Origin of the sequence: Halorubrum sp. SD683 (assembly GCF_002135045.1) — an archaeon.
Lineage (GTDB): Archaea > Halobacteriota > Halobacteria > Halobacteriales > Haloferacaceae > Halorubrum > Halorubrum ezzemoulense.
Map to the genome: position 1 here is coordinate 1 of NZ_NEWJ01000066.1, position 15,279 is coordinate 15,279.

General features: G+C 67.5%; 13 protein-coding genes and 1 pseudogene. 7 read left to right on the forward strand and 7 right to left on the reverse strand.

Features of this window, described 5'->3' with window-relative positions:
- From B9G49_RS16310 to B9G49_RS13195, 3 genes and pseudogenes are all read left to right on the forward strand, one after another.
- A pseudogene (locus tag B9G49_RS16310) lies at positions 1–104 on the forward strand (IS1595 family transposase); the annotation flags it as partial.
- A 199-nt stretch (positions 105–303) separates the two neighbouring features.
- The gene (locus tag B9G49_RS13190) at positions 304–876 is read left to right on the forward strand and encodes a hypothetical protein (protein ID WP_086216677.1); all 573 of its coding nucleotides are present in this window, start codon (positions 304–306) and stop codon (positions 874–876) included.
- Complete coding sequence (locus tag B9G49_RS13195; protein ID WP_143414704.1) at positions 866–1,819, forward strand: hypothetical protein; 954 nt, start codon at positions 866–868, stop codon at positions 1,817–1,819. The genes B9G49_RS13190 and B9G49_RS13195 overlap by 11 nt, the downstream gene beginning before the upstream one ends.
- A 13-nt stretch (positions 1,820–1,832) precedes the next feature.
- Here the strand turns inward: B9G49_RS13195 and B9G49_RS13200 are convergent, their stop codons facing one another.
- Together B9G49_RS13200 and carB are read right to left on the reverse strand one after the other, a co-directional pair.
- Positions 1,833–2,981, reverse strand: a complete 1,149-nt coding sequence (locus tag B9G49_RS13200; protein ID WP_086216679.1) for a signal peptidase I — start codon at positions 2,979–2,981, stop codon at positions 1,833–1,835.
- A 155-nt stretch (positions 2,982–3,136) separates the two neighbouring features.
- Positions 3,137–6,367, reverse strand: a complete 3,231-nt coding sequence (gene carB, locus B9G49_RS13205) for a carbamoyl-phosphate synthase large subunit (RefSeq protein WP_086216680.1) — start codon at positions 6,365–6,367, stop codon at positions 3,137–3,139.
- A 242-nt stretch (positions 6,368–6,609) separates the two neighbouring features.
- On the opposite strand from carB, the gene B9G49_RS13210 reads away from it, so the two are divergent.
- Complete coding sequence (locus B9G49_RS13210; RefSeq protein ID WP_086216681.1) at positions 6,610–7,620, forward strand: hypothetical protein; 1,011 nt, start codon at positions 6,610–6,612, stop codon at positions 7,618–7,620.
- A gap of 73 nt (positions 7,621–7,693) precedes the next feature.
- On the opposite strand, the gene B9G49_RS13215 is transcribed toward B9G49_RS13210, so the two are convergent.
- From B9G49_RS13215 to B9G49_RS13230, 4 genes are all read right to left on the reverse strand, one after another.
- Positions 7,694–7,918: a hypothetical protein gene (locus tag B9G49_RS13215; RefSeq protein WP_049932592.1), complete on the reverse strand. Its 225-nt coding sequence runs from the start codon at positions 7,916–7,918 to the stop codon at positions 7,694–7,696.
- Positions 7,919–8,054: 136 nt separating this feature from the next.
- A complete protein-coding gene (locus B9G49_RS13220; protein ID WP_086216682.1) occupies positions 8,055–8,588 on the reverse strand; it encodes a DUF5815 family protein in 534 nt (177 codons plus the stop codon).
- An 81-nt stretch (positions 8,589–8,669) separates the two neighbouring features.
- On the reverse strand, positions 8,670–8,900 hold the full coding sequence (locus tag B9G49_RS13225; RefSeq protein WP_086216683.1) for a hypothetical protein: 231 nt from the start codon (positions 8,898–8,900) through the stop codon (positions 8,670–8,672).
- Positions 8,901–8,960: 60 nt separating this feature from the next.
- Positions 8,961–11,183 carry a CDC48 family AAA ATPase gene (locus tag B9G49_RS13230; protein ID WP_049932597.1) on the reverse strand — a complete coding sequence of 741 codons (2,223 nt, stop codon included), beginning with the start codon at positions 11,181–11,183 and terminating at the stop codon, positions 8,961–8,963.
- A gap of 222 nt (positions 11,184–11,405) precedes the next feature.
- Here B9G49_RS13230 and B9G49_RS13235 point away from each other — a divergent pair, with 222 nt between their 5' ends.
- Together B9G49_RS13235 and larC are read left to right on the forward strand one after the other, a co-directional pair.
- Entirely contained in the window at positions 11,406–11,594 is a 189-nt protein-coding gene (locus B9G49_RS13235; protein ID WP_049932599.1) for a hypothetical protein, read from the forward strand.
- 72 nt (positions 11,595–11,666) lie between these two features.
- Entirely contained in the window at positions 11,667–13,103 is a 1,437-nt protein-coding gene (gene larC / locus B9G49_RS13240) for a nickel pincer cofactor biosynthesis protein LarC (protein WP_086216684.1), read from the forward strand.
- A gap of 28 nt (positions 13,104–13,131) precedes the next feature.
- Here larC and B9G49_RS13245 read toward each other — a convergent pair whose 3' ends face one another.
- Positions 13,132–13,455, reverse strand: coding sequence for a hypothetical protein (locus B9G49_RS13245; RefSeq protein ID WP_086216685.1), 324 nt, complete (start codon positions 13,453–13,455; stop codon positions 13,132–13,134).
- A 549-nt stretch (positions 13,456–14,004) separates the two neighbouring features.
- Here B9G49_RS13245 and aspS point away from each other — a divergent pair.
- On the forward strand, positions 14,005–15,279 hold a 1,275-nt coding region (aspS, locus tag B9G49_RS13250), incomplete at its 3' end, for an aspartate--tRNA(Asn) ligase (RefSeq protein WP_086216686.1).

Consider the following 15,279-nt stretch of genomic DNA (forward strand, 5'->3'; position numbering starts at 1 on the left):
TGGAGCAGGCCGCTCGGACCTACGGCTTCCTCCGGTCACTGAACCTTACTGGGGCACCGATCCACAGTCTCGTGGACTGTATCGCTGTCAATGTATTCCGCTAGTTCCGCCAGTCTACCGAAGAGCGCGGTTTTTTGACCGGCTCATCCTTCGATCTTATTTCAACACCGCCCCGCCGCCAGTACCAGTATAAACTATTCTGATCTGAAGCGTTTCTTTTTAGTAGTCAAACCGCTTACAAACAGAGAATGAACAGTTTAGTCCCCACATCAGCAGTCAGTTATTGGCGGTCACGGGGTGTCAATGAGTACTGATCGAGTTAGTGCGGGAGAACAGCACCGTTCCTCGCTCTCACGGAACGAAATATATGAAATATTAAGCAATCCACGAAGACGCTACTCCCTCCACGCGATTAAGAACGAAGACGGCACCACGGAGCTCTCTGATGTCGCCGAACAGGTGGCGGCGTGGGAGAACGGCAAGTCGGTCTCCGAGATCACCTCTGGCGAACGGCACCTCGCGTACAGTTCGATACAGCAGAACCACATCCCGAAGTTAGAGCGCGCGGGCATCATCACGCACGACAGCGGGACGATCGAGCTGACCGAGGAGGCGCGGGACCTCGACGTGTACGTCGACGTCGTGCCCGGGGACTCGATCCCGTGGGCCGAGTACTACCTCGGCCTCGGTGCGGTGTCGCTGAGTCTCGTCGCGGCCGTCTGGGTCGGCGTCTTTCCGGAATCGGTGCCGAGCCTCGCGTGGGCTGGGATAATCGCGGCGTTGTTCACCGCCTCCGCGGCGTTCCACGTGTACCAGAACCGGGAGATGAATCTCGGCAGCGACGGAAAACCGCCGGAGCTCAGAGATGGGCGATAACAAGAAGTGGACGCGACGCGCCGTCGTCGGCTCACTCGTGAGCGGCGGCGGACTCATGCTGTTCGGTACCGGCGGATCGACGCAGATCACCTCGAATCGGGATGTAACGGTTAATACGGGCGACGGCGAGGATGCCGTGCTACGGTTCGTCGACGTTTCCGGCAACGCGGGCACCGTCGATTCGGGTAGTCCGTCGGTGGTGTACGAGATACAGGACAACCTCGGGGCCTTCGAATCGGACGACATCGAGGTTGAGGCACGTGTCGTCGGGGGCGGAGCACTCGATACGACGGTCACCGGTGGAACGGAGACGTTCGACGTAGCAGTGAGCTGTTCCGACGACACGAGCGAACTCAGCGGCTCCTACACGGTTGAGTTGGAGTTCACCGCGTCGAACCCGGACTTCACTATCACCGCGACGCGCACGACCGGACTCGTCGACATCGACTGCTACGACTTCGGGAGTTCGAACAACTACCGCGACAGCGGTGATGTGGGAACCGCGGCGCAGCCGGCCAATCCGAAGGGGGCGCTTGAAAGCCCGGGTAGCGTCAACGACAGTGACGAAGACACGTTTGCGACAGCTGTAGCCGCGCAAAGAAGCAAGAGCGATAAGAAAGGCGGGCGAGTCGGGTACGCCCTGCCGTCCGTTGAACCGGGTGGTACGTACCAACTCAATATTAGCTATAAGAACACCAACGGAAGCTGGAATGTATACCTCAAAAATAAGGCCGGAGATGAGTGGACGCAGAAGTTTTCGATAAACGGTGGCGGACCCGATGTCCAGTCGAAGACGATTAATTTCAACAATACAGATAACGTTAAAATAAGCAACAATTCTGATAATCTCTATCTGATATTCGAGACGACTTCCAACGGTAACGGCGTTTCTGTCGATATCTACTCGTTCGAGCTCAGCCGGACTGGGACGAAGGCTAACTGATCCGCGCTAACGGTTATTTGAACAGTCGCCGGAGCTGAACGCTCAGCGACGCACCGCGTCTCCGTTCTCGAACCCGCCTCGATCCGGACCCGAGGAGCGCCCCCAGCAGCGTGGCGATGCTCCCGAGGACGAGTAGGTTGAACGCGCCGACCGCGACGGCCGGATGGATCGAGTGGAGCCGGAGGATCAGTGAGGGCGGAACCACGAGGAAGTACCGGTGTTCCGAGACCGTGACCGTCGCGCGTTCTCCGGATCCCGGAGCGGTCGTCGACAGCGTCGCAGTCACCGACTCTCCCCGCGGAACGGCCAGCTGAGTCCGGTCGAACTCGCTCTCCGGATGGGTCGTTTCGAGTACGACGAGCATCGTGATGAGACCGTTGTTCTCCGCGGTGAACTCGTTCTCCACTCGGTCGCCCGGGAGCGTCCCGGCCGGGAGGTCGCCGCCGTCGACGGTCACGTGATGCGTGCCGCTAGGAGCGATCATCGCGGCGTTGGCCGGTACGAGTATCAACAGCGCCAGGAGGAGCGCGACCCAGCGAGCGTCGAGCCCGTCGTCGCCCCGGGACCGGTCTCGGCTCTGAGCCCGCCGACCGGCGTTCCGGAGGTCGTCGACGAAGATGAACAGCAGCAGCGCGAGACCGAGGCCGATGAACAGCCCGCTGAGCCCGTTTTGACCCGGCGACCAGTCGAGACCGACTGCGGCTGTCACCCCGACCACGGCGCCCGCGGCCACGTCTCGGACGCCGGTGATCACGGTCCCCAGCCCCGGAATTCGGACGACTTCTCCGTTCACTTGGAGCGCCGTTGCGACGATCCGGTCCTCGGTTACCGGGGGTTCGTCGCCGTCCTGATCCCGAAAGGGGTTGTTGTCTCCCTTCGTGAGATAGCCGTCCGGCGTCGCTCCGACGACTCGGTGCGTCGTCGTCCCGCCCCCGTCGAGTTCGATCGCTTCGAAGACGACGACGTCCCCTTCCTCGACGGGTCCCGACGCCGCCGCCGGCACGGCGACGAATCCGTCTCCGGCCTCCAGCGTCGGCGCCATGCTTCCGGAGGTAACGTACCCGAGAAGGACCGGCTGCCCGGCGAGCTGGCCGGCAACGATCACGACGACGACTAACACGGACACGACGGCGATCGCGTCTCCCGCCGTCTGCCGTGACATGCTCATACCGACGAAGTGTCGGGACTTAAAACGTCGAATGCGGAGCGCCGGCCCGTGGGAGCGCGGCCGTCAGCGCCGACGGGCGCGCTCGCTCCGAACGTCACGGAATCGCTCCTGTCCACGAGCGCGCACTCCGGCCGCGTGGAGTCCGCCCGCTACTCCGCGGCGCCCCACTGCTCGACGCGCTTCGGCCGGTCGGAGACCGCCATCACGTCGAGGTCGTCGCCCGCGCGGTCGAGGGCTTCGAGCGCCGCCTTCGCGGAGGCGTGCGTCGAGAAGTAGGTGATCTCCTCCTCGACGGCGACCTCCAGCAGGTCGCGCTGCCGCGAGACGATGAGGTCGAGCTCGCCGCGCTTGGCCGCCTCGATCAGGTCCGTCGCCTCGCTCAGCTCGAAGTGCGCCGCGTACCCGTCGACGAGCGCCTCGCCCGCCTCGGTGCCCGGATCCGGGAACTCCTCGGCCGAGAGGTCGACGACGGCTGTGCCGGACTCGGGGATCGGCTTCCCGGTCGAGTCTTGCGCCTTGTCGTACGCTTTGCCGAAGGAGGTGGCCGTGCCCATCACCTCGCCGGTGGACTTCATTTCGGGGCCGAGCCGCGGGTCCGACCCCGGCAGCCGGTCGAACGGGAGGACGACCTCCTTCACGCTGCGGTGTTCGGGGATCTGCTCGGCGGCGTCGAGGTCGGCGAGCGTCAGGTCGTCGGTCATCACCTTCGCCGCGAGCTTGGCGATGGGGACGCCCGTCGCCTTCGAGACGAACGGGACGGTCCGCGAGGAGCGCGGGTTCGCCTCCAGCACGTACACCTCGCTCTCGGCGTCGGGGTCGTCGACCCCCGTCACCGCGAGTTGGACGTTGAGCAGTCCGACCGTGTCGAGCGCGCGGGCGATATCTTCGGTGACCTCGCGGACCCGGCCCAGCGTCTCGTCGCCGAGCGAGCGCGGCGGGATCATACACGCGGAGTCGCCCGAGTGGACGCCGGCGCTCTCGACGTGTTCCATCACGCCGCCGAGGAGCACGTCCTCGCCGTCCGCGACCGCGTCGACGTCCAGCTCGACCGCGTCGTCGAGGAACTGGTCGACGAGGATCGGCTTGTCGGGGGAGACGCGGACCGCCTCCTCGATGTACTCCTCTAACTCCGCGTCGTCCTCGACGACGCGCATCGCGCGCCCGCCCAGCACGTAGGAGGGGCGAACGAGGACCGGGTAGCCGATCCCGTGGGCCAGTTCGAGCGCCTCCGCCTCGCTCGTCGCGGTGCCGCCCTCGGGCTGGGCGACACCCAGTTCGTCCATCAGGACGTTGAACCGGTCGCGGTCCTCCGCTAAGTCCATCGCCTCGACGCTCGTCCCCAAGATCTCGCAGTCGAGCCCGCGGCGCTCGATCTCCGCCTGAAGCGGTTCGCCCACGTTCACCGAGGTCTGCCCGCCGAACTGGACCATCACGCCGTCGGCGCCGGTCGTCTCGATCACGTCGGCGACCTCCTCGGCGGAGATGGGCTCGAAGAACAGCCCGTCGGAGGTGTCGTAGTCCGTCGACACCGTCTCGGGGTTGTTGTTGATCACGTGCGCGTCGATGCCGAGCTCGCGGAGCGCGCGCACCGCGTGGACCGCGCAGTAGTCGAACTCCACGCCCTGTCCGATGCGGATCGGGCCGCCGCCGACGACCACGACGCTCTCCACGTCGGGGTCGACGCGGACCTCGTTCGCCGCGCCCGCGGTGTCGGCCCCCTGGAGGAACTCCGGCAGCCGCGCGGAGTAGTAGTACGGCGTGGAGGCCTCGAACTCGCCCGCACAGGTGTCGACCTGCTTGTAGGTCCGGTCGGGGACCGCGCTCTCGACCGTCCCCACGTCGGCGTCGACGCCGCCGGCCGTCGCGGTCGCCGCGATCTCGGCGTCGGTGCGGCCGACCATCGCGGCCTCGGTGAAGTCGTCCTCGGCGGCCGCGGCGGTGCCGTCGGCGATCTTCTCGAAGCGCTCGACGTACCAGCGGTGGATGCCGGTGAGGTCGATCACGTCGTCGACGTCGTAGCCGCGGTCGAACGCCTCGAACATCGCGTACGGGCGGTCCGGGCTCGGACGTTCGAGGTACTCCGACTCCAGCTCCGCGTCGTCGACCTCGTCGAAGTCGACGGCGGGGTCGTACTCCGAGGAGCGAAGCGCCTTCACCATGCTCTCCTCGAACGTCCGGCCGATCGACATCGCCTCGCCGGTCGACTTCATCGCCGTGCCGAGCTCGAAGTCCACGTCGTCGAACTTGTCGATCGGCCAGCGCGGCACCTTCGTCACCACGTAGTCGATGGCGGGCTCGAAGGCGGCGGTCGTCTCGCCGGTGATCTCGTTGTCGATCTCGTGGAGCCGCTTTCCGAGCGCGACCTTCGCAGTGACGCGGGCGATCGGGTAGCCCGTCGCCTTGGACGCGAGCGCGGAGGACCGCGAGACGCGCGGGTTCACCTCGACGACGCGGTATTCGCCGCCGGGCGTCCCGTCGTCGTGCCACGCGAACTGGATGTTACAACCGCCCTGGATGCCCAGGTCGCGGATCACTTCGAGCGCCGCGTCGCGCATCTCTTGGTGGCCGTCGTCGGGGATGACCTGCGAGGGGGTGACCACCGTCGACTCGCCGGTGTGGATCCCCATCGGGTCGATGTTCTCCATGTTACAGATGATGATACAGGAGTCGTCGGCGTCCCGCATCACCTCGTACTCCAACTCGACCCACCCCGAGATGGACTCGGTGACGAGGACCTCGCTGTTGCGCGAGAGGCGGAGCCCCTTGCGGACGCGCTCGACGAGCTCCTCGAACTCGTCGACGACCCCGGAGCCGGAGCCGCCGAGGGTGTAGGTGGTCCGGGCGATCACCGGGAGGCCGCCGACCGCGTCGACAGCCTCTTGGACGCGCCCCCGGAACGCCGCCTCGTCGAAGTCGGTGACCGACTCGCCCTCGTCTAAGGAGATGGTCGTCGACTTGGGGACCGGCTGGCCGAGGTCCTCCATCCGCCGGCGGAACAGGTCGCGGTCCTCCGTCGCGTAGATGGTGTCGAGCGGCGTCCCCATCACCTCGACGTCGTGTTCTTCCAGAATGCCCTCCTCGGCGAGCTCGGCGGTGACGTTGAGCCCCGTCTGCCCGCCGAGCCCGGCGATGACGCCGTCCGGCTCCTCGATCCGGATGACCTCCGCGATGGCCTCGGGCGTGATCGGCTCGATGTACACCCGGTCGGCCGTCTCGGGGTCGGTCATGATCGTCGCGGGGTTCGAGTTCACTAGGACGACGCGGGCGCCCTCCTCCTGTAGGGCGCGGCACGCCTGTGCGCCGGAGTAGTCGAACTCGGCCGCCTGTCCGATCTGGATCGGTCCGCTGCCGATAAGGAGAATCGTCCGGTCTTCGCTCATTACGCGGACGGAATACGCTCATCGTAATAAGGTCGGCGGTAGAGTACGAATCTCGCAGTAGATTTGCGATTTTCGCAAGCTATTCCGTATCACGGTGAGTGTTATGACATCTCACGGTAGCCGACACCGCCGTCAGGAACCGAGTCACGACGCCCGGCTCGTACGACGCGTCACCGGCGGCGTAACGGCCTGAGCCGCCCATCGCAAGGAATTTACCGAGATGTCGGGAACTCCCGGACGACATGCCCTGTTCCCGCCGCCGTGCCCTCCAACTGCTCGGCACCGCCGGCGCGACCGCCGCGACGGCCGGGTGCCTGAGCCCCGGCAGCCTCGACTCGTACGCCCTCATCGGGGACGAACTGGACCTCTCGTCGATCGGACCCCCCTACCTGTGGCCCGATCCCACGGTCATCGACGCCACCACCCGCGTCGACTTCACGACCGAAGCCAAGACCGCGTCCCTCTCCGCGCTGTTCGAGACCGGGACGGTGACCGTTAGACAGTGGCCGCTGGTCGGTCGAGACGAGTGGGGGACCGAGACGCGCCCGCGGCCGACGTTCCTCCGCCGGGACGAGACCTTCTACGAGGTCCGGATCACCGACGAGCGCGTCCTCGAACGCGAGCGCTGGCACTTCGCGGTCGACCGGGTCGACGAGACGCCGCCCGACGGCGCGGCGGTCGCGGAACCGCCCTTCGACCTCTCCGACCAGGACGAGCGCGTGCTCGACGCGGCGCTCGACGCCGTGTACGCGGGCAACGACGGCTTCCTCGGGGACCCAGAGTTCGACGAGCTACAGACCGTCGAGTTCCATCACGGGCTCGACGCCGATGCGAGCGCCCTCGTCCCCTCGCCCCCGTTCGAGTTCGTCGAGTACGAGGACGAGTACTTCCGGACCGTGAGGGAGCGCCGGACCGTCGAAGTCCCGGAGTGGACGTACGCGATCGGCGAGGTCAGCGACTCGCGGGCCGATTTTATCGCGTACGCGCGCGACGCCATCGTCGAGCGCAATCTCACCGACGCCGGGCTCTCGCAGGCCGCTCAAGGGGTCTTTGACGATGCGATCGCCGAGGAGCCCCGCCGCTACGAGGAGGGCGCGCCGCCCTCGGACGAGCTCAGCGAGGCCCTCGGCGCGCTCGGTATCGCCGAAGACCTCGAACCGATCGACAGCTACGAGGAGCGCGTCGATTTCCGGAACGTCGTCGTCGAGTACCGTGACGGCGTCTATCGGTTCGATCTCATCGTGACGCCGTAGCACGCTCGCGGGCTCAGCCGAACGATCGCACGCCCGGCCGCAGACAGTTGCCTTCCGGGCCTCCGGCCGCCCCTCAGGTCTCCAGCCGGTACCGGTACGGTTGGCCCGCGATGACCTCGACCTCGCCGCGCTCGGCCCGTCGCCCTAACACGGTGGCGACCCTGTGCGGGCTGTCGATCGCCTCGCACTCGTCGCACTCCTCGACGAGCGCGAGGATCTCCCGGGCGGTCAGCGGCTCGTCGGCCTCGGCGAGCACGCCGCGAATTCGGTCGTACCGGTCGTATTCGCCGGCGCTCATACGTCTTACGTAGGGTCTCCGAACATATAGGGTTCAGTGTGACAGGAGTCGGACGACTGTCAGACGCACGCATCGAAGCGGCCGCGTTCTGGGGGCTGAGCGATTCTCGCGGTCGTCACCGCGGTGAGGCCGACGCTCAGGCGTAGGGGTCTTCGGCTTCGAGGTCGCGCTCCGCGCGGTACTGCTCGACGAACTCGCTCACGTCGAACTCGACCATCTCTCGTTCGAACGCCGACAGCGCCTCGTCGTCGTCGGCGTGGCTCACGGCGTGCTCCATCAGCTCGACCACCAGTTCGACGACGACCTCGTGGAGCCGGCGGGAGTCGAACTCGGTCACCCACACCATCGCGTACCCCACGTCGGCGTTCTCGCTGGCGTCGTGCGAGACGACCGCCTCGGGGAACTCCTCCAAGACGACGCCGAGGAGGTGCGGCGTGTCGAACTCCGGCATCTCCTCGCTGGTCGTTTCGATCGCCTCCCGGAGCACCTCGACCAAGAAGTCGGGGAGGAACCGCTCCGGGGGATGGACGTCCATCACGACTGCGTGGGTCTCGCCGCAGTCGCACTCGTACTCGCGCATCCCGAGGTCCAGTTCGCCGACACCGATCGTCTCCCCGCAGGGTAGCTCCAGCGCGTTCTCGTCGCCGCCGGGGACGCGGGGCTTGGACATAGCTCTCTTTGGTCGCTGGCGAGGTTAAAAGGAGCGGAACGGGTCGGTGCGCCGGGGGGAGCGGCGGCGACTCGACGCCCGCTACTCGGAGTACTCGTAGCCGGATTCTCCGCCGCTCTCGGCGGATTCGTCCTCCTCTTCGGCGGACTCGCCGTCTCCGCCGTCCGTCTCCACCTCCGCTTCGACCCCGATCTCGATCCCGTTCGCCTCGTAGGTCGCCTCGATCGACTCGGCGTCGTCGCGCTCGATCTCCAGTTCGTCCCGGTCGACCTCCACCTCGACCTCCACGTCGACGGTCACGTCGTCGGACATGAGCATCGCTACGCGCGCGACACTCAAAACGTCCCCGCAGGAGATCGACCGCCGGCCGCGTTACTGGAACCCGATCCGACCGCCGGTGTCGCGCAGCGACTCGCCGCCGCCGCCCTTGAACTGCTCTCTGACGTCCTCGTAGTACGCGAGGATGTCGTCGTTTATCGTCGGCCGCACCGACTCCATGGCGCGCCGGAAGTGCTTCATCTCGACCTCCTCGGCGTCGTCGTCGTCGCGCAGGGCCTCGATGGCGGCCTCGCGGGCGATCCCCTCCAGGTCGGAGCCGACGTAGCCGTCAGTGATCTCGGCGACCTCACGCAGGCTCACGTCGGGCGCGAGCGGCGTGTTCTCGGTGTGGATGTCGAGGATCTGCTCGCGGCCCTCCTGATCGGGCTGGCCGATCATCACGAGCCGGTCGAACCGGCCGGAGCGGAGCAGCGCGGGGTCGATCATGTCCGGGCGGTTCGTGGCGCCGATCACCATCACGTCGCCCATGTCTTCGAGGCCGTCGAGCTCCGTCAGGAGCTGATTGACGACGCGCTCGGAGACGTTGTTCCCCATCTCCTGGCCGCGCGAGGGCGCGAGGCTGTCGAGCTCGTCGAAGAAGATGATCGTCGGGCTCACCTGCCGGGCCTTCCGGAAGGTCTGCCGGATCGCCTTCTCAGACTCGCCGACCCACTTCGAGAGCAGCTGCGGCCCCCGCACCGAGATGAAGTTCGCGTTCGTCTCGTTGGCGACCGCCTTCGCCATCAGGGTCTTCCCCGTCCCGGGCGGGCCGTACAGCAGCACGCCCTTCGGCGCGTCGACGCCCATCCGGTCGAACTTCTCGGGAGAGGTGAGCGGCCACTCGACCGACTCCTGGACCTGCTGTTTGGCCTCTTCGAGTCCGCCGACGTTGTCCCAGGATATCTTCGGGAGCTCGACGAGCACCTCGCGCATCGCCGACGGCTCCACCTCGTTCAGCGCGCCCGAGAAGTCGTCGCGCTTGACGATCATCCGGTCGATGAGGCTCGGCGGCACCTCCTCCTCGTCTAAGTCGATCTCGGGGAGGTAGCGCCGGAGCGCTTTCATCGCGGCCTCCTTCGTGAGGCTCTCGATGTCGGCGCCGACGAAGCCGTGCGTCTCGTCGGCGAGGTGGTCGAGGCTCACGTCGTCCGAGAGCGGCATCCCGCGGGTGTGGATCTGGAGGATCTCCTTGCGGCCGACCTCGTCCGGGACGCCGATCTCGATCTCGCGGTCGAAGCGCCCGGGGCGGCGGAGCGCGGGGTCGACGCTGTCGACACGGTTCGTCGCGCCGATGACGATCACCTGCCCGCGGGTCTCCAGCCCGTCCATCATCGTCAGCAGCTGCGCGACGACGCGGCGCTCGACCTCGCCGGTGACATCTTCCCGTTTCGGCGCGATCGAGTCGAGCTCGTCGATGAAGATGATCGAGGGCGACTCCTCCTTCGCGTCCTCGAATATCTCCCTGAGCTGTTGTTCGGACTCGCCGTAGTACTTCGAGATGATCTCGGGGCCGGCGATCGAGAAGAACGACGCCGAAGTCTCGTTGGCGACCGCCTTCGCGAGCAGCGTCTTCCCGGTGCCGGGCGGGCCGTGGAGCAGGACGCCCTGCGGCGGCTCGATCCCGAGCTTCGAGAAGATCTGCGGGTGTTTCATCGGCAGCTCGACCATCTCGCGGACGCGCTGGATCTCCGACTGGAGGCCGCCGATGTCCTCGTACGTAATTCCGCCCCCGGTCTTCTCGAACCCGGAGATCGGCTCCTCGCGCAGCTCGACCTCGGTGTCCTCCGTGATGAGACAGACGCCGTCGGGCTCCGTCTCGACTGCGATCAGCGGGATCGCCTGCCCGGGCGACCGCATGAATGGGTGGTTCGTCGACGACATCACGGGGACGATGTCGCGCTCGACGACCGGCCGCTTGAGGATCTGGCGTTTCACCATGCCGGCGGCGTCGGAGCCGAACTGGACCGACGCCTCCTCGGGCGGGGCCAAGACGAGCTTGTCGGCCTTCTCGGCCTCCGCCTTCCGGATGGTGACGCGCTCGCCGATGCCGACGTCCGCGTTCTGGCGGGTGAACCCGTCCACCCTGACGGTGTCGGTGTTCCAGTCCTGGCGGTCGGCGCGCCAGACCTTCGCCGCGGTGGTCTCCGCGCCCTCGATCTCGATGATGTCGCCGGGCGAGAGCTTCAGATGTAACAGGGTATCGGGGTCGAGTCGGGCGATGCCGCGCCCCGAGTCGTTCGGGTACGCCTTCGCCACTTCGAGTTGGACTTCGTTCATAGTTCCTCGCGGGAGATGGTCGTATCTGGACCCGGTCCGGGAATAAGCCTGTTGCCCGTGCCGCCGCTCCGCACCGATCTGTCGGCGGCCGCGGCAGGTTGTGTTATCATATGGCACGGTTAGGCGTCCGTTCTTAAAACCTCGTCGTAAGCGTGCGTTTTCGCCGTGGATCTGCGGCGGCCGCAACGGACGTTTTTTGCCCGTTCGAGGTGACTTTCGGCCGTGTTCGACTCCCTCTCCGGCCCAATGCGGTCCCTCCTCGCTCGGCTCGCCTTCCTCGTCGCCGGCGCGCTCGTCGGGGCGGCGCTGTACGCGCTCGGCGTCGCCGGGATTCTGGCCGTCCCGCTCGCGGTGGTGGCGCTGCTGGTGATCGGCGAACTGTACCTGTTCGCGGCCGGCCAGGGGGTGTAACTCGCCCGACCCTCGCCGCCCGCCCGCGATCGAATCCGGAGGTATTTGTCCGGCAGTCGCGTCGGAACCAGCATGCGAACGCTCGTCTTCGACGGTCGGACCGGGGCCGCCGGCGACATGATCTGCGCCGCGCTGATCGCCGCCGGGGCGGACCCCGACGCGCTCGCCCCCGTGAGCGACGCGCTTCCGGTCCGGTACGCCGTCGGCGAGGTCGAGAAGAACGGGATCCGCGCGACGACGGTCGACGTCCTCGTCGATGACAGGACAGTCGAGACCGGCGGAGACCACGACCACGGCCACGACCACGGCCACGGCCACGACCACGGCCACGACCACGGCCACGACCACGACCACGGCCACGACCACGACCACGGCCACGACCACGGCCACGACAACGATCCGAGCACCTCCGGATCTGACGAACCGGCCGAGGGGGCCGGCGTCCACCGGAGCTACCGCGAAGTGGTCGATCTGGTCGAGTCGATGGGCCTTCCGCCGGCCGTCGAGTCGACCGCGCTCGACGCCTTCGAGCTGCTCGGCCGCGCCGAGGCGTCGGTCCACGGCACCGACCTCGACGAGACGCACTTCCACGAGGTGGGCGCGGACGACGCGATCGCCGACGTGGTCGGCGCCGCGCTGCTGCTCGCCGACCTCGGTCCCGAGCGAGTCGTCACGACGCCGGTCGCCGCCGGCGGGGGGACGGTCGAGATGAGCCACGGGACGTACCCCGTCCCGGCCCCGGCGACGACCGAGATCGCGAGCCGGGCCGGGTTCCGGATCGCCGGCGGGCCGATCGACCGCGAACTGCTCACGCCGACCGGCGCGGCGATACTGGGAGCGGTCGCCGACGGCTTCGACGCGGTCCCGGACCTCGCGGTCGAATGCGCGGGCTACGGCGCGGGCGACGCCGACTTCGAGCGCCACCCGAACGTCCTCCGCGCGCTCGTCGGCGACGGGGGAGAACCCGGACCTGACGGCGACCGCGAGAAACGCGACGATGACCGAGCCCGAGCCGGGCAGCCCGTCGACGGACGGCTCGCACACGACGACATCGCTGTCCTGGAGACGAACCTCGACGACGCCGCGCCGGAGGTGCTCGGCGGGCTTCAGGAGACGCTCTCGCGGGCCGGGGCGCGGGACGTGACGATCGTCCCGACGGCGATGAAGAAGTCGCGCCCGGGACACCTCGTGAAGGTGATCTGTAAGCCGGCGGACGCCGAGGCCGTCGCCGAGCGCCTCGCCCGCGAGACGGGGACGCTCGGGGTGCGCCAGTCCGGCGCGAGCCACCGCTGGATCGCCGACCGCGCGTTCGAGACGGCGACGCTCCGGGTCGACGGCGAGGACCACGAGGTCGACGTGAAGGTCGCCTCGACGACCGACGGGGAGGTGTACGACGTCAGCGGGGAGTACGACGACGCGGCCGCGGTCGCGGAGGCGACCGGCCTCCCGATCCGCGAGGTGCTTCGCCGCGTCGAAGCCGAGGTGCGGGAGCAGCTCCCGCGAGAATAGGCCGGGAGGTGACGCCCCGGCACCCCCGTCAGTCGGGGGGGTCGACCCGCTCGACGCGCTCGGGGTCGACGCCGAAGCCGTCGGCGAGGCGCTCGCGGACGCGATCGACGACGAACTCCTCGGCGTCCTCGTTGAGGCCCGCCTCCTCGCCGACCGCGAGGGTGGCGACCGCCTCGACCGTGGTGTCGTTGAGGCCGGGACGGAGGCCGGCGATCTCGATCTCCTCGACGCGGAGGCCGTCGATTCGCTCGATCTGTGCTCGTGCGCCGGCGACGAGGTCGCCGGTGGCCGCCTGCGAGACGCGGACGGTCACCGTGGCCTCGACCGACGGCGTGTGGATGGCTGCCGCCATACGCCCCCGCCGCGAGTCGAACGCGGTGCGGCCGGTCGGCCGCCCGGGGTCGCAACCCGGAACGCGACCGGTCCGCGGCCTCGAACGCGCCGGCGGCGAGGTCGCCGGCGGCAGCGCTCGCGAGGGCAACGGTCGTCCGGTTCGACCCGCGCGACGAACGCGGCGGCTGGAGAGAACGGGTGTGGTCCGTCCCGCGGGGAAACCTCCCCAGCCGACGCGCGTCACGCGGTCGGGCGGACGGACCGTGAGTTCGGAGCCGAATACCCGATCCCGATCCACCCGAGGGACGCGACGCTCACGGACCGCACGAGCGTCGGGAGGGTGGAACGGGTCATGGTCGGTCTCCGAGGCGCTGAATGCGCCGTCGTCCAACTCCAGTACCGGTTTCGTATTAAAATTATGTTAGTTATGCTACCTCATGACATGGCTAATTCGGTCCGGAAGCCGCCGATAATCCGCCGGAGCGGCCGCGGGCGACCCGTTCAGTCGCCCCCGAGACGACAGGCCTATGCCGGCCGCCCGACCAGTTGCGCGTAAGCAGTCACCGCCATGATCGAGCGAATTCACACGTCGGACGTCGAACCGGACGCGGACGAGGTCGCCATCGCCGGCCACGTCCACGAGATCCGCGACCTGGGGGGCCTCGTGTTCCTCATCGTGCGAGACCGCGAGGGGCTCATCCAGATCGTCTTCAAAGAGGAGCGCGAGCCGGAGCTGTTCGAGGCCGTTCAGGACGTCGGCGCCGAGGACGTTGTTCGCGTCGTCGGCGAACCGCTGGAGAGCGATCAGGCGCCCGGGGGCGTCGAGATCGCGCCGACCGAGTACGAGGTCATCGACGAGGCGGAGTCCCCGCTCCCGCTGGAGATCTCGAAGGGCATCGAGGTCGACCTCTCGACCCGGCTCGACAACCGCGCGCTCGACCTCCGGAAGCCGGAGACGCTGGCGGTGTTCACTCTGCGCTCCGAGCTGATCACCGCGATGGAGGAGTGGTTCGAAGCCGAGGGGTACGTCGACATCAAGACGCCGCTGATCTCGAAGGGCGGCGCTGAGGGCGGCGCCGAGCTGTTCCCGATCCTCTACTACAACCAAGACGCGTTCCTCTCGCAGAGCCCCCAGCTGTACAAGCAGATGCTGATGGCCTCGGGCTACGAGGCCGTCTACGAGACGGGGACCGCGTTCCGCGCCGAGGACTTCGCCACCTCTCGCCACGTCTCCGAGATCGCGATGTTCGACGTGGAGCTGGCCTACATCGACGACCACGACGACGTGATGGACGTCCAAGAGGAGTCGCTGCGCTACGCGCTCCGCGAGGTCGCCGAGAACGCCGAGCGCGAACTCGACCTTCTCGACGTGGACCTGGAGGTCCCCGAGGACGACTTCCCGCGGATCACCTTCGACGAGGCGCTCGACATCCTCGAAACCGAGTACGGGCACTTCCCGGACGACCCGACCGACCTCGACACGAAGGGCGAGAAGCTGCTCGGCGAGCACTTCGAGGAGCAGGGGCATCCGGCGTTCTTCGTCGTCGGCTACCCCGACGAGAAGTTCTACTACATGCAGGACGTGCCGGACGACGAGATCGCCTCCCGGAAGTTCGACCTCATCTACAAGGGCCAAGAGCTCTCCTCTGGCGGCCAGCGCGAACACGACGTCGAGCGCATGGTCGAGGTCATGGAGGCGGAGGGCGTCGAGACCGCGAACTTCGAGTTCTACATCGAGGCGCTGAGCTACGGCACGCCCCCGCACGGCGGCTACGGGCTCGGTATCGACCGCCTCGTCCAGAAGGTCGCCGACCTCGACAACATCAAGGAGGCGATCATGTTC

What these genes read in the sequence shown, in the direction of transcription:
- B9G49_RS13190 (WP_086216677.1), top strand. Translation starts at nt 304, where the DNA reads ATGAGTACTGATCGAGTTAGTGCGGGAGAACAGCACCGTTCCTCGCTC.
- B9G49_RS13195 (WP_143414704.1), top strand. Translation starts at nt 866, where the DNA reads ATGGGCGATAACAAGAAGTGGACGCGACGCGCCGTCGTCGGCTCACTC.
- B9G49_RS13200 (WP_086216679.1), bottom strand. Translation starts at nt 2,981, where the DNA reads ATGTCACGGCAGACGGCGGGAGACGCGATCGCCGTCGTGTCCGTGTTA.
- carB (WP_086216680.1), bottom strand. Translation starts at nt 6,367, where the DNA reads ATGAGCGAAGACCGGACGATTCTCCTTATCGGCAGCGGACCGATCCAG.
- B9G49_RS13210 (WP_086216681.1), top strand. Translation starts at nt 6,610, where the DNA reads ATGCCCTGTTCCCGCCGCCGTGCCCTCCAACTGCTCGGCACCGCCGGC.
- B9G49_RS13215 (WP_049932592.1), bottom strand. Translation starts at nt 7,918, where the DNA reads ATGAGCGCCGGCGAATACGACCGGTACGACCGAATTCGCGGCGTGCTC.
- B9G49_RS13220 (WP_086216682.1), bottom strand. Translation starts at nt 8,588, where the DNA reads ATGTCCAAGCCCCGCGTCCCCGGCGGCGACGAGAACGCGCTGGAGCTA.
- B9G49_RS13225 (WP_086216683.1), bottom strand. Translation starts at nt 8,900, where the DNA reads ATGTCCGACGACGTGACCGTCGACGTGGAGGTCGAGGTGGAGGTCGAC.
- B9G49_RS13230 (WP_049932597.1), bottom strand. Translation starts at nt 11,183, where the DNA reads ATGAACGAAGTCCAACTCGAAGTGGCGAAGGCGTACCCGAACGACTCG.
- larC (WP_086216684.1), top strand. Translation starts at nt 11,667, where the DNA reads ATGCGAACGCTCGTCTTCGACGGTCGGACCGGGGCCGCCGGCGACATG.
- B9G49_RS13245 (WP_086216685.1), bottom strand. Translation starts at nt 13,455, where the DNA reads ATGGCGGCAGCCATCCACACGCCGTCGGTCGAGGCCACGGTGACCGTC.